The organism is Chryseobacterium lactis (genome assembly GCF_003815875.1).
Lineage (GTDB): Bacteria > Bacteroidota > Bacteroidia > Flavobacteriales > Weeksellaceae > Chryseobacterium > Chryseobacterium lactis.
The window spans coordinates 4,334,436-4,349,486 of record NZ_CP033924.1 but is presented as its reverse complement, the minus strand read 5'-3'; the positions used below and the strand labels follow the sequence as shown (position 1 = coordinate 4,349,486).

The window sequence follows — 15,051 nt, the reverse complement described above, 5'->3', positions numbered from 1 at the left end:
GGTTTATGAAGTTAGCAGAAATATCGATTAAAAGACCCTCGTTGGTAATTGTATTATTTACAATTCTAACGCTGGGAGGTATCCTGAGTTATACGCTCATGGGATACGAATTGATTCCGAAATTTGAAACCAATATGGTAACTATTTCTACGGTTTATCCGGGAGCATCACCTGCAGAGGTGGAAACTTCCGTCACCCGAAAGATTGAGGATGCCGTTGGTTCTTTGGAAAATGTAAAGAAAGTAGAATCTTCTTCCTATGAAAGCTTATCCGTAATTATGGTACAGCTGAATAACGGAGCTGATGTAGATTTTGCTTTAAATGATGCACAACGTAAGGTAAATGCTATTCTGGCAGATTTCCCTAAAGACGTGAAAGCACCATCACTGAATAAATTCTCTTTAGATGACTTACCCATTATCACGATGAGTATCTCATCTGATAAACTGAATAGTAAAGACCTTTATGACCTATTAGATAAAAAGATCGAACCGATTTTCTCCCGTGTGAATGGGGTTGCACAGGTTGATCTTGTAGGAGGTCAGGAAAGAGAAATTCAGGTGAATCTTGATGAGAAAAAATTACAGGGGTATGGCCTTTCAATTGGTGATGTGCAGCAGGCGATTTTGGCCTCAAACTTAGATTTCCCTACAGGAAGTTTGAAAACCAGAACTACAAAATCTACGATCAGATTATCCGGAAAATATAAGTCGATTGCAGAAATGAACAGCCTTGTTGTTTCCAATAAAAATGGAGCTCAGGTGCGTTTATCTGATGTTGCAACGGTTTTTGACTCTCAGAAAGATGTTGAAAAAGTAGCAAGATTCAATCAGTTTCCAACGATTTTAATGCAGGTTAAAAAGCAGTCTGACGCCAACGCGGTGGCTGTATCTGAAAGTGTTCAGAAAACAATTAAAACAGTAGAAGAAGCATATAAAATTCAGGGAATAAAAGTAAAAGTAGTAAATGATACTACAGATTTTACCCTGGAATCAGCTAACCACGTTATTTTCGACTTATTCCTGGCGATTATTCTTGTAGCAATTGTAATGCTATTGTTCCTTCACAGTATCAGAAATGCATTTATTGTAATGGTTTCCATCCCTGCTTCATTGGTAGCAGCGTTCATCGGAATGAATTTGATGGGATATACATTGAACTTAATGAGTTTACTGGGACTTTCGCTTGTGGTAGGTATTCTGGTGGATGATGCGATTGTGGTACTTGAAAACATTTACCGTCACATGGAAATGGGTAAAAGTAAGATCAGGGCAGCCTATGACGGAGCTTCGGAAATCGGATTTACAGTAGCGGCGATTACCTTGGTAATTGTAGTGGTATTCTTACCGATTGCGATGAGTTCGGGTCTTGTTGCTAATATTTTGGCTCAGTTCTGCGTCACGGTGGTTATTGCAACCTTATTATCATTGTTGGCCTCATTTACTATTATTCCTTGGTTATCTTCAAGATTTGGTAAACTGGAGCACCTGACAGGTAAAAACTGGTTCGAGAAATTTATCCTTTGGTTTGAAAGTCTTATTGACAAATTTACTCACTGGATTACTGGCATTCTTGAATGGTGTTTGAAAACAACATTAAGAAGAATTTCAACAGTAGTAATTACGTTCATTGTTTTGATCAGTTCATTCTCACTGGTAATATTCGGGTTCATTGGAGGAGAGTTCTTCCCACCGATTGACCGTGGTCAGTTCCTGGTACAAATGGAGCTTTCGAAAGATGCTACCATTGAAAAGACCAACCAATTGACGCTGGATGTAGAGAAGTATTTGAGAAATGATAAAGACGTTGTAGACTTAATTACAACAGTTGGTCAGCAATCAACAGGTTTTGGTGGAGCTCAGGCGACAACGTACCAATCAGAGGTTCAGGTAAATTTAACAGATAAATCTGAACGTTCGGAAAGTACAAACATCAAAGCTGCAAAAGTAAAAAGAGCATTAGAAGAGAAATTCACAGGTGTTGAATTTAAAACAGCTCCGATCGGTATCATGGGGGCGGAAAATGCTCCGATTGAAATGGTAGTAACCGCTCCGGATAATGCAACGGCTGTAAAAGAAGCGACAAGAATCCTGGAATTATTGAAAAAAGTTCCCGGAGCAGTAGATGCAGAATTATCTACAGACTCAGGTAACCCTGAAGTACAGGTAACTCTTGATAGAGATAAAATGGCTTCTTTAGGCCTGAATGTTTCAAGTGTAGGACAGACTATGCAAACCGCATTTAACGGAAACACTGATGGGAAATTCAAAGCCGGAGAATATGAATATGACATTAACATTCGCTTTGGAGACGTCAACAGACAATCTATTGATGATGTTAAAAATCTAATGTTTACAAACCCACAAGGGCAGCAGGTTCGTCTGAGCCAGTTTGCTGATGTGAAAATGGGTTCAGGGCCGAGTTTGCTTGAACGTAGAGATAAATCTCCTTCAGTAAAAGTAAGAGCTAAAGCGGTAGGTAGACCTGTTGGAGACGTTGCCAACGAGTGGGCAGCCAAATTTATGAATGGTAAAAAACCTATCGGGGTAGATTATATCTGGAGTGGTGATATGGAAAACCAGCAGGAAGGTTTCGGTACCTTAGGGATTGCATTATTAGCAGCTATCGTATTGGTATATCTGGTAATGGTGTCATTATATGACAGTTTTGTGTATCCTTTCGTCGTATTGTTCTCTATTCCGTTAGCAATGATCGGAGTAATGGTTATCCTTGCTTTGACTGCTAATTCATTAAACATCTTCACGATGCTGGGAATGATCATGTTGATTGGTCTTGTGGCGAAGAACGCGATTATGATCGTTGACTTTACGAATGCAAGAAAAGCAGCGGGAGCAACCACCCATGATGCGTTAATTCAGGCTAACCACGCCCGTCTTCGTCCGATCCTGATGACAACAATCGCGATGATCTTCGGGATGTTACCGATTGCATTGGCAACCGGAGCAGGAGCAGAGATGAACAAAGGTCTTGCATGGGTAGTAATCGGTGGTTTGACATCGTCTCTATTCCTTACCTTGATTATCGTACCGGTAGTGTACTCATTATTTGATTCTATTCTACGAAGAATGGGGAAAGATACCAAAGTAGACTATGAAGCTGAAATGAAAGCAGAATACGTACACAGAGAACTGAATGAAGACGGATTTACGCCTAAACATTTAGACAAATAAATTAAACCTATAATTAATTAACCGAAAGCGCTTCAGAATTTCTGAGGCGCTTTTTGTTTCTGGATGAAATAGTAATTGTGGTTATGAATCTAAGTTTTGGCTAAAGCCAAATGGATCTTTTGACATGTAAATGGGCTAAAGCCCATTTCTATTGATGTCTTTTCCTAAAATGTTCTATACCATGATGCTATATCAATAGGAGCGGGCTAAAGCCTAGTGGTGGTCGGAAGAATGTCCGACCATTTTATTTTAAGTTTTAAAGACTTTATCAGGATTTCCACCTGCCCCTATTATTAATATGGATATGGCAAGGTTTCTTATCTCCATAGCAAATCTTCTTTTGGCTGTTTTATATCCTATATTATTTGCTTTTTTATAGATCAGTATAAGCATAGCTGTAATAAGAGTCATGTAAATCATTACTTCTATACCATTTTTATTGAGTGAAAGAAGATGACTTGCATGAAGTTCCTGTTTTAGAAATCTAAAAAAAACTTCAATATCCCATCTTTTTCGATAATAATTCGCAATATCTTTTGCAGAGATTTGAAAGTCATTGGTCAGAAACCAAAATTCTTTTTCAGGTTGCTGTTTGCTGCTTACTACAACCAATCTGAAATGTGTTTCAATTTGTTCCTCTTTATTATAAGTTTTCCCTTTTTGAGTTGGGACAGGTTTTGACGAATATAGCTTTACTAAACTGTCTTTTATCAGTACAATTTCTCCTAAGTCGATATTCTGATCTTTTTCAATAAAAGACTTTATTTCTTCATGTTTTCTATTTTCTTTAGATCTTATAACAAAAAACACCCCTTTATCATCAAATTCTTTCATTCTTTGGGCAGAACCCAATCCTTTATCTATAATATAAATATTGGCATGTTCTTTTTCTCTTTTCACATGTTGCAATACAGCTTCAGAAAGAGCATTATCTTCTGCACAGTATTTGGGAGTATTGTAAATTTCAACTCCACAAGGAAGTAGTCCATCAAATAAGACACTGTACTTAATAAATTTCTTACCTCCGTTTTGAGCAATGCCTTCTTTTAATTTTCCAGCGGCTTCACCAATAACAGTGCTATCTGTTCTTATTAAATCATATTTTTCTCTTTCTGCCGGGTTATAGGAATCACAGAACATATTATAAATACAATCGTAGATTTCTTTAAAGTATCCTGAATCGATTTTCGAAAGCCTCTCAGAAATAGAACTGCGTCTGACAGTTTCAGTTTCATCAAGATTGAATAAAGCCTTAAATACAGGATCTTTAAATGTGTCTTCCAGTGTTCGCTGGCTTAATTTTTCACTGCTGGTAATGGCAAATAATAGAAGATAAAACATCTTTCTGCCTTGAAGAACTTTAGAATAATGATCTACTTTAGTATTGGCTGAAAGATGGGATAAAAGGGCTTCAGGAATAAAGCTTAACAACTGGGAAACTGAAATTTTGTGTTCGTTGAAAATGGACATATTAATAAGTATACTTATCAAAGATAAAACTTAAGTAACCAAAAATGAAAATCGGAAGAAAAAATCTTCCGAACACCACTAGGCTTTAGCCCGTTTAATTTTATAGTATGAATCTCGGCTTTAGCCAAACATACTATTTTTCCATTTTCACAATAAAAAAAGACTTCCGGAATACACCGAAAGTCTTCATTTATTTTTTATGTGAAAAATTAATCTGCCATTGCCTCACCGGACTTTCTGTAGATAAAATTTCCATAGATATGTCTTCTTGCAAAACGGCTTGGAGAATCCGCATTCACCATTTTGATATAAGTATTTCTTGGAACACCAATATATTCATACATTTCTCCGTTCAAATGCTGAACCGTCAATATTGCTTTTTCAAGATAAAAATCCTGAATATTGGATTTGGTAATCGTTTCAGTATATTCTTCCTTATATTTCTCCTGAGTTTCTGCATTAATGCTTACCAGGAAATGATAGGCTTCAATCACAGATTTACTTTTTTCTTCTGCTTCAAGTTTTCCGGCTTCGTCATTGATAAACTTATCAGGATGCGTATCTTTCATCGTATTCCTGTAAATGGTCTTTAATTCTTTTAAAGTTACATTTTTATCAACTCCAAGAAGTGTTCTGTGTTCGCCAAGTTTTTTCATATGATCTATCCTTATTTTCGGGGTGCAAAATTAAGGAATTAAATTTAAAAAATCATAACTTATTCATTATTAATTTGTTTTAATGTGAAATGATAAGTACTGTTAGAATTATTTTACCGCTTTTAAGACTGTCTATCTTACTCTTAGCTCCCTTAAAGACAATTTCTGGTTATTTTATTTTTATTAATGAAAAGTGTATTGGATAATCAGTTTCCCTGGTGCATTTTCTTATTTCATTTCAATTTCAACAATTTTCTTTCCGTAATTTCCCATAAAATCAGTGAGAAGCTTTTTATAGACTTTAGTTCCTTCGTCGCTATTGGTAAAAATGACAATACCTTCTTTAGTTTTGGGAATAATCACGAATAAAGTTCGTACTCCTTCATCTGATCCACCATGAGACAAGGCGGTGGTGTCATTCCCAAGATCATACAATTCAAACCCAAGTCCGAAATGTTTTCCCTTTTCTGTAGCTATCTGACCGGTTTGCATCTCCGAAAAAATCTTTTTAGAAAGTCCCTCACCATTCATGACACTAATTAGAAAGTGGCTATAATCCGAAACAGTTGTCATCAAATCATCGGCACCATTGGCTGTTCCTCTTTTAACAGGTTCATAAGCTTTTCCATCTTTATCATATCCAATTGCAATACGGGAGGCATCCGTCGTTTCATCCCAGATATAAGAGGTATCTTTCATTCGTAAAGGTTTAAAGATCAATTCCTGTCCAAGTTGACTAAGAGGTTTATGGAATTTATTTTCTAAAGCCTTTCGTAAATATTCAAAACCTTCTCCTGAATATTGATATTTCGTCCCGGGATCAAACTGAAAACCCAGTTTCCCATTTGGGTTTAATGCACGCCAGTTTGGAAAGCCTGTCTGATGGCTTACAATAAGTCTCGTAGTTAGCATTTTGTTTCGGGGATCATTGGCTATGTCCGGATCTGTCCAATATTTGTAAAGAGGTTCATCTATATCCCATTTTCCTTCGCTTGCCAGTTTCAAAGCAATCATGGCGGTAACCGGTTTGGTTAATGAGGCTACATTAAATCGCATATTATCCGGGGAAAATTTTCCGTTCTGATAATCGCCGTACACTTTAGCTTTCTCCACTTTTCCGTTTTTAATAATACCAAGTCCAAGAGTAGGAATTTTATTTTCTTTCAGCCATTGTTCCAGATTTCTGTCATTTTGTGATAGAAAAGAATCTTGTCTAGTTTGTTTCATCGCCCCATCAGTTTGAGCTGATAGCAGAGAAAAGCTTACACAAAAACTAATACCAAGAAGAATAGATTTCATATGAGTCTGTTTATTGATAAGGTTAAAGCTACGGTAAATTTTTATGGTATTAAAACAAATCTGATTACAAGTAAATCTGGATGAAATAGTCTCTGAGTGTGTATTGAAATTTTTTACTTAACGTCATAATAAAAAAAAGTATGAGCAAAATTGGCCTCTTTTTAAAATTTTTAAAGATCGAACAGAAGTATAAAAAACTAATTTCGATTTAAAATCTTTTATTTTTTTAGTAAGTATCTAAATAGTGAATTATTTTTTTACTGAAATTATAATATTAGTAGGCTATTCTCAGATTTTGATTATTGTTTTGATATATTTTGTAATATTAAAATAGAAATTATCTCATAAAAACTCATAATTAAGAGTATGAGCAACGTATCAAAGAGAAAGGAAATTAGTAATCAAAAGAACACAAAAAACATTTGATGGGAAATGAAAAGTAGTATCAATAAATACAGTATGCTTCTCTTACTTATTAGTATAATTTTGTCTTGCCATTCTTCTCAAAAAGAAGGTCTGGATAAAACATTGAGCTGGTCATTAATAAAGGAAAGTCATAAGCTATTAAAATCAGGGAAATATACGGAGTATGTTAATTTGCAGAGAGAATATTTAAAAATTTCAGAGCAAAATGGATATGAACGGGATAAGATGCTATGCTACACTAATCTTGCAGAATTAAGTATTTCGTCCGGAAACACAAAGTATGCAGTTTTTCTATTAAAAAAAACAGAAAAGATTCTCGAAACCTTTCCCGATATTAGGACTGAAGCCATTTTGCATGAATCTTATGCCAGATTGAGCAGGTATCTTAATATGCATGATAACTCTCTTTATTATAATGCCAAAGCTATTAAAACCGTTAGCCAGCTTGGAGATGTAGAACAAAAAAAGTACTATTTATCATTGTTTTATAAAGATAGAGGGGCATATTTATATTTCAGTTCCCAAAGAGATTCTTGTACAACTTATTTTCATAAAGCTCTAGAGCTTACCGATGATCGGGCAGAGATTCTCTGTGATATGGCAGAATTTTATCGTACATCAGGTAAGCTTGACTCTGCTTTTACCTATTTGCAAAAAGCACAACATGCTGTAGATCTTCATAAAATCGCTGATCAGCCGGACTATCTTAATTATCATATTAATCTCATCAAAGGAAAATATTATTTCAATCAACATCAATACAAAGAATCAGAGGTTGATTATTTAGCATCTTTACAGGCGCTTAATGCTATTAACAAGGTATATGGTTCTTTTTATTTTTCAGAATTGTATAGCTGGATGACCAGGCTTTATAAAGAAATCGGAAACAAACAAAAAGCACATTATTATGAAGATCTATACAGTCATGAAAAAGAAAAAATAGAATATAGCCAGAAATCAATCCTTAAACCAGTCATGGAAAAATTTATCGCGGAGATTAAAAAGGATGATGAGAAACAACATGGACGGATGCAGTACACCATTATTTCTTTAGGGATTCTTTGTTTGATCATCATCATATATTCATACAGACAAGTAAAGACTTTACAGATAAGAAGAGAGATACTGCATAATAAAGCCACTGAGTTGCAGGGACAAATTTTAGATAAACGCTATGAAGAAATTTTGGATTTGGCAAAAAAGAATGATTCTTCATTTCTGTCCAGGTTTAAAGAGGTTTATCCCGGCTTTATAACCAAATTGATGGATATAAATCCTCATCTTGAAAGCTCAGAACTTGTATTTTGTGCCATGCTAAAATTAAATTTTTCATCCAAAGAGATTGCCAGCTATACTTTTATATTGCATACATCTGTCCAACAAAGAAAGCGCAGGCTTCGACGACGCCTTAACATTTCGAGCGAAATAGATATTTATCAGTTCTTTAATAAACTTTAAGCGGATGAATTCTTACACAACCTCCCGGAATATAAATTGTGATAATAAAAAAATCAGGAGATTAATCCCCTGATTTTATGACAATCAAATTTTTTTTTATTTTTCCTGAACTGCATATTCAAGACTGGCTTCTCGCGAGGCTTCTACCATAGCTTTTAAAGCCTTCTCTGTTTCATCCCAGTGGCGTGTTTTTAGTCCACAATCGGGGTTTACCCAAAGTTGTTGTGCGGGAATAACCGCCTGTGCTTTTCTCAGTAGTGCTACCATTTCTTCTTTTGAAGGAACTCTGGGAGAATGAATGTCATATACACCGGGGCCAATTTCATTCGGATATTTAAAATCAGCGAAAGCATTTAACAGCTCCATCTGGCTTCTGGAACATTCTATGGTAATGACATCGGCATCCATATCTGCAATATTCTGGATAATATCGTTGAATTCAGAATAACACATATGGGTATGGATTTGAGTGGCATCCTCAACACCACTAGCCGAAATTCTAAAAGCTTCCACGGCCCATTTCAGATAAGTTTGCCATTCTGATTTTCTTAACGGAAGACCTTCTCTGATCGCGGGTTCATCGATCTGGATGATTCTGATCCCTGCTTTTTCAAGGTCATTCACCTCATCACGAATGGCGAGAGCAATTTGTTTACACGTTGATGAGCGAGGCTGATCATCCCGTACAAAAGACCATTGAAGAATAGTTACAGGGCCGGTTAACATTCCTTTTACCCATTTTTTTGTCACCGATTGAGCATATTCTGACCAATACACCGTCATAGGATGGGGGCGGTGTACATCACCGTAAATGACAGGTGGTTTTACACAACGGCTTCCATAGCTCTGAACCCATCCGTTTTGGGTAAAGGCAAATCCGGAAAGCTGTTCGCCAAAATATTCAACCATATCATTACGTTCAAATTCTCCATGAACCAGTACATCAATTCCGATCTCTTCCTGCCAGTGGATGGTCCTTTCCGTTTCCTGTTTCAATAAAGTATCATATTGTTCTGCAGTAAGTTCTCCTTTTTTGAATTGGGCTCTCCAACTTCTCACTTCCTTGGTTTGAGGAAATGAACCGATCGTTGTGGTCGGGAATAAAGGAAGTTGCAATTCTTTCTGCTGAATTTCTTTTCTTACATTAAATGGATTTCTCCTTTGCGCATCATCCTCAGTGATTATAGCAATACGGTTTTTTACTTCCTGATTGTGAATTAAAGTTGAAACTTTACGGGTTTCTATGGCCTTTTTATTTTCTGCCAACAGTTGTAAAGCATGATAATCAGGATTGTTTGCCAATTTTTTTAAAGCAACAACTTCATGAACTTTCTGTTTGGCAAAAGCTAACCATTCTTTAATTTCAGGAGATAAAATAGCCTCATCTTTTTCAGAATCAAGATCAAAAGGAGAGTGAAGCAATGAACATGAAGGAGCAATCAATATCCTTTCTGTTCCAATTTCATGGATTACCTTTTTAACCAACTGCAACGATTTTTCAAAATCATTTTTCCAGATGTTTCTTCCATCTACAATGCCCAGAGAAAGACTTAATGATCTGGGAAGCAATGGTAGAATTTCTTCAAGCTGTTCCGGGTTTCGTACAAGATCAATATGTAATACATCAACAGGAAGATGTACTGCAAGAGAGGTGTTGTCTTTTAATCCTTCGAAATAAGTCGCTACAATAATTTTAAGATTTGGAAATTGTTTTCTGATCTCGTTGTAAACCAATTCATAGGCTTCTTTTGCTTTATTATCAAGATCTAACGCAAGGAATGGTTCATCAAACTGGATATATTCTGCCCCTTGATTTTCAAGCTCTGTCAGGATTTGAATATAAACAGGCAGCAGGTTTGAAACCAGGTCCAGTTTATCAAAATTCTCCTCTTTTTCTTTTCCTAAAAGAAGATAAGTAATCAAACCAATGATAACCGGTTTTGCATTAATTCCTGCCTGTTTGGCACTAATGAATTCATTGATGATTTTGTTTGAAAATAATTTAAATGACTGATTTTTTTGAAACTCAGGAACGATGTAATGGTAGTTGGTATCAAACCATTTGGTCATTTCCATCGCTGTAATATCTAATCCGTTTTTCTGATATCCTCTCGCCATTGCAAAATAAAGGTCAAGCTCAGACCGGGACTCATCAGAAGCTATTTCCTGATAACGCTCGGGAATAGCTCCTATTGTTAAAGTCATATCCAATACCTGATCATAATAGGAAAAATCATTACAAGGGATAAGGTCTATTCCTGCATCGTGCTGAAGTTTCCAGTTTTGATGGCTGATTGCATTTCCGGTTTCCAGAAGCTGATCAATTGATGTTTTGCCTGCCCAATATTGTTCACAGGCTTTTTTTAGTTCTCTGTTGCTACCAATTCGCGGATAGCCAAGAAGGTGTGTTTGCATTTCTTTTACACTTTTAAATTAAACTTATGATTTTAAAAGCTCTTTGGATGCTTCACAATACTTTTGGAGAAAGAAGAAAGGAAATCAGAGAGATACAATAAGGACGTAGTTTTTCCGTTAACGTCGGGACACGTTCAAAAAGTATCATCTGTATGACCCAAAGCTTCAAATCGCGAAAGCATTGTCAATTCAGAACAGGCAGGTCTCCTGGCTTGTAACGGTTTTTATCATCCTTCCCGCTCTGGCAGTGGATATACACGGATAAAAACCTTTGGTTGTTACTTACAGTTGCGCGACAGCTCGTGATTCTCACACGATTCCCTATTAATCTACGTTATGTAAAACCTCTTCCGTTTGATGAAGTATTTTAAAGAACAAAATAGGGTGTAAAGATATATAATTGAGTGGTTTAATTGGTGTAATTTCAAAACTTAAGGATAAAATTTTGTTTTTAATTATTTTAAAAGATAAATATTCTTTATTTTTGAAAAAATCAACGCTAAAAAGAATAATATCCTGTGGAAAGACTTGATGAAAAGGATCTTCAACTGCTAAGAATCCTGCAAAAGAATGCTAAATTGACGATAAAGGAGCTTGCCAAAGAAATCAACCTCTCACCATCTCCTGTTTTTGAACGGGTTAAAAGGTTGGAGCAGGAAGGCTATATCAAACATTATGCAGCGGTATTGGAAGCTGAGAAATTGAATCGTGGCTTTACTGTGTTTTGTCAGATTAAACTGAAAATCCACGACCGGGCGATAGGCAATCAATTTGTAAAAGATATCCTCCTCATTGAAGAAGTAGCCGAATGCTATAATATTTCCGGAGATTTTGATTTTTTACTCAAAGTTCAGGTGCGGGATATGAAACATTATCAGGATTTTGTATTCAATAAGCTAGGATCAGTAGATTCTATCGGAAGTACCCACAGCACCTTTGTGATGGCTGAAGTGAAGAATACACACGGAGTTACGATATGAAAAAGTTTAGTTTTTATAGCAATTCAGCAAGTGTTAAAATATAAATTCTCCCGGGAAAAGTCAGAAGTTTTTATCACTTAAATCAATAAAAAACAGCATCCAAAGGGGATACTGTCATTATATTTTTAAAAAAAATCAATTTTCAAGAAATCTTATGGCTCATCGCAAGTTCTTTTCAGTTTAATAAAAAGTTTGTCGAAGTCTTTGTAAGCAACTCCTTCCTCTTCACGTTTCTGTCTGAAACTACTGTTGGCACAGTTGTGAAAACTAAGTCCGATCATGTCGATTAAAGCGTAGTCTTCTTTTTGGGGATCATTCAGCTTTGCATTGAATCTTGCCAATACTGCTTTCGGATCAGCATTGCTTTTGCTTTTCAATTCAATATAGTTTTTCCATGCTGTAAACATCTTCTCTCTATCAGGAGATGAGATCGCATCAATATGCTCTTTGCAGGATCCGTAAAACTTGCTGTCTTTAAGAGACGAAGGGTCAGAATAGGCAATAATTTCCTCCTTGTTTAGTTGATATTCATTTTCAAAAGACTGGATGGTTTCCTGCTGTAATTTTTTCCACATCGGAAGATTAATCACTTCAAGGCTGTATAATTCTTTTTTCTTTTCCTGATATTGGTTTTCCAGTTGCTGAAGATATTCTTCTCTGTTTTTACGAATTTCTTCAAGATTAGAAAGTTTAAAAACGGGTTGTGTATCAAATTGAACCCCATTGAACTGATACAAAAGCTTATTTACTCCGTCTATTTCCTCTTTTTTATATTTGGCGGAATCAAAATATCCTTTGTTATCACAATTGAAAGTCTGATAACTATAAGGTGTCAGACTATTGTTTTTCGCGGGAGTTTTTTGCCCCGATATAGTAGTAACAGATAGTGCTAAAGAAAGCCCAACCATCATTTTTTTCATGTACATAGCAGTGAAGAATCCGAATTTTTTAAATTTCGTGGCAAAATTAAGGCTTTAAATTTGAAAATTAAAGGATTAGGCCAACTTTATCTATTTATTTTCTCAATTTGATAAAGATTTTAATTTCACCTTTGTTTTGGTTCTATATTTTGAAGAGACGACTTACAAAATAACAATAGAATGCACGTTGAAAAAATGACGTGGAGATATCAATAAAAGCTGGTTATAGCCAGCTTTTATTGTTGATAAGTTTATGGATTGATAAAAGGATTGGACCATTTCCTATCCTTATAGACATTTTTCCCGGTAAGGGTTTTCATAAATGCAATAATAGCCTTTTTTTCTTCTGGAGTGGCATTTAAGCTTCTCAGACGAAGGTTATTGTCCAGTTTATCCGTTCTGGCTTCTTTGGGAATATTGTTATAATGGTCAATGACCTGTTCCAATGTAGAAAATACTGCAGAATGCATCATTGGGGCATGGGGTTGCCCGTTAGAATTGACAAGATCACGCATTGAAGGAGAATTGGTGACACTAAGATCTTTTTCGGTACTGCCTATTTTGTCAATAACACCGTTATTTCCGCTCAGGGCAGTCATGCCAAATTCAGGAGCAAAATGACAACTTGCACATCCCATTCCACCCCCCGCTCGGGTTCCGCCTACAGCTACGGGAAATTCCATATAGAGTTTTTTTCCAAGGTTTTCCTCCGGAGTGAAATTCGGGAAATCAAGAAATTCGGAGGAGATTTCTGCTCTTCCTTCATCATACTTTGAATCAAATGAAATAATGCTGCTCACAAATTGAGCAAGAGCTTTTTGTATTTTTTCTTCCGTAATTTCAGCACTTCCAAAGGCTCTGGTAAAAAGTTCCTGGTAATAGTCCAGTCCCTGGAGTTTTTTAATAAGATGATCAAAAGAGGGAGCGCCTTTTTTACCACTGTATCCCATTTCTATGTGGTCTCTGATAGGGATGGTAGTCTGGGTATCCAGAGAAGTGGCTCTTTTATCCCAGAAAACCCTAAATTCCTCAGCAAACCTGACATTGATTAATCTCATGGAATGCCTTCCCGTATTTCCGTTCACTCCCTGGCTGGCCCTATTATTATCACCGAAAGCCAGCTCCTGTTTATGGCAGCTCGAACAAGAAACTTTATTGTTGCTGGATAGATTTTTATCATAAAACAAAACTCTACCCAATGTTGCTCCTTCATCGGTAATCCGATTAATAAATGGCGTATTGTTCCTGAACACATACATTGGTATACTTTGATTGGCATAGTTGGGTAAATTGCTGAAATCAATATTATCCCCAAAATAGGCTGCGAGTAATGAAGCATTTTTGGATACAGATAGAGCTGATACTTTGGCATTCGGTTCTGAGATAGGTTCCAGCGTAAAAGTATCATTGGAACAGGAGAATAGTACTCCAAACAAAGCTATCGTAATAGCCGGGAAAAATATTTTTTTTACTTTCATTTTTATTTTTGTTTTTAATTAATAGGTTGATTATTCAGGATTTGTGTAAGTATTTGAGTTAATAAAAGGGATGTTTTTTCAGGATGTTGCATCGGAAAAAAGTGACTGCCTTTTATAGAGAAAAAATCAGTGTTACCTGAAGTATGAAGCTTCCAGTTTTCATAATAAGATAAAGCAGGGTAGAGTTCATCATCATCGCCCATAATTACTGCTATCGGGCTGGATAGATACATTTCCGGCCAATTTTTAATCTGGTATTTTTCCAGTAATTCCACATCTTTTTCCATAATTTCTATTCTTTTTTTGTAAATCCTTTGAAAAAGAGGAGCTTCCTTATTTTGCTCATATTTGATGGGTAAAAGATCAGATAATAATTTATTCTTGGCTTTTTCGGAAAGTGCATGCGGAGAAGACGGATGGGTAGGTGCTTTCATCCCTGAAACCAGTAATCCAATCATATTGAACTGATGTGTATGTAACCGGGAAGATAACAGCAATGCCAGGATTGCTCCCATGCTATGTCCCCAAATGAGGATAGGTCTTTCCTTTAGTAAAAGGCTATCTTTTATTTTAAAATAAAGATCATCCACAACCTCATCCAAAGAGGCTGGAAGCAGTTCTCTATGTCGGGTACCTCTTCCCGGCAGCTCAAGACATTTGATTTCAAGCCCCTCAATAGTAATGAGACTGACGATATTAGAAAATGACATTGAAGATCCTCCTGCATAAGGGATACAGAATAAAATTGGAGTATTCAT

Annotated in this window: 10 protein-coding genes and 1 riboswitch; of the genes, 3 read left to right on the top strand and 7 right to left on the bottom strand. The window is 36.0% G+C overall.

Annotated features, from left to right (window positions below; all coding sequences use genetic code 11):
• The first annotated feature begins 5 nt into the window (after nucleotides 1-5).
• Nucleotides 6-3,191 carry an efflux RND transporter permease subunit gene (locus EG342_RS19360; RefSeq protein ID WP_103292683.1) on the top strand — a complete coding sequence of 1,062 codons (3,186 nt, stop codon included), beginning with the start codon at nucleotides 6-8 and terminating at the stop codon, nucleotides 3,189-3,191.
• Between the two features lie 249 nt (nucleotides 3,192-3,440).
• On the opposite strand, the gene EG342_RS19355 is transcribed toward EG342_RS19360, so the two are convergent.
• The 3 genes from EG342_RS19355 to EG342_RS19345 form a co-directional block, all read right to left on the bottom strand.
• Entirely contained in the window at nucleotides 3,441-4,661 is a 1,221-nt protein-coding gene (locus tag EG342_RS19355) for an IS4 family transposase (RefSeq protein WP_103294394.1), read from the bottom strand.
• Between the two features lie 209 nt (nucleotides 4,662-4,870).
• Nucleotides 4,871-5,317, bottom strand: coding sequence for a KTSC domain-containing protein (locus tag EG342_RS19350; protein WP_103292172.1), 447 nt, complete (start codon nucleotides 5,315-5,317; stop codon nucleotides 4,871-4,873).
• A gap of 228 nt (nucleotides 5,318-5,545) precedes the next feature.
• On the bottom strand, nucleotides 5,546-6,616 hold the full coding sequence (locus EG342_RS19345; protein WP_103292173.1) for a serine hydrolase domain-containing protein: 1,071 nt from the start codon (nucleotides 6,614-6,616) through the stop codon (nucleotides 5,546-5,548).
• Nucleotides 6,617-7,048: 432 nt separating this feature from the next.
• Here EG342_RS19345 and EG342_RS25520 point away from each other — a divergent pair, with 432 nt between their 5' ends.
• The gene (locus tag EG342_RS25520; RefSeq protein ID WP_246008666.1) at nucleotides 7,049-8,500 is read left to right on the top strand and encodes a tetratricopeptide repeat protein; all 1,452 of its coding nucleotides are present in this window, start codon (nucleotides 7,049-7,051) and stop codon (nucleotides 8,498-8,500) included.
• 96 nt (nucleotides 8,501-8,596) lie between these two features.
• Here the strand turns inward: EG342_RS25520 and metE are convergent, their stop codons facing one another.
• The gene (metE, locus tag EG342_RS19335) at nucleotides 8,597-10,915 is read right to left on the bottom strand and encodes a 5-methyltetrahydropteroyltriglutamate--homocysteine S-methyltransferase (RefSeq protein ID WP_103292174.1); all 2,319 of its coding nucleotides are present in this window, start codon (nucleotides 10,913-10,915) and stop codon (nucleotides 8,597-8,599) included.
• A gap of 180 nt (nucleotides 10,916-11,095) precedes the next feature.
• Nucleotides 11,096-11,279: riboswitch (cobalamin riboswitch) on the bottom strand.
• 154 nt (nucleotides 11,280-11,433) lie between these two features.
• Between metE and EG342_RS19330 the strand changes: the two genes are divergently transcribed.
• Complete coding sequence (locus EG342_RS19330) at nucleotides 11,434-11,895, top strand: Lrp/AsnC family transcriptional regulator (RefSeq protein WP_103292175.1); 462 nt, start codon at nucleotides 11,434-11,436, stop codon at nucleotides 11,893-11,895.
• 152 nt (nucleotides 11,896-12,047) lie between these two features.
• On the opposite strand, the gene EG342_RS19325 is transcribed toward EG342_RS19330, so the two are convergent.
• From EG342_RS19325 to EG342_RS19315, 3 genes are all read right to left on the bottom strand, one after another.
• Entirely contained in the window at nucleotides 12,048-12,815 is a 768-nt protein-coding gene (locus EG342_RS19325; protein ID WP_103292655.1) for a hypothetical protein, read from the bottom strand.
• A gap of 251 nt (nucleotides 12,816-13,066) precedes the next feature.
• Entirely contained in the window at nucleotides 13,067-14,293 is a 1,227-nt protein-coding gene (locus EG342_RS19320; protein ID WP_103292176.1) for a cytochrome-c peroxidase, read from the bottom strand.
• Between the two features lie 14 nt (nucleotides 14,294-14,307).
• Entirely contained in the window at nucleotides 14,308-15,051 is a 744-nt protein-coding gene (locus tag EG342_RS19315; protein WP_103292177.1) for a thioesterase II family protein, read from the bottom strand.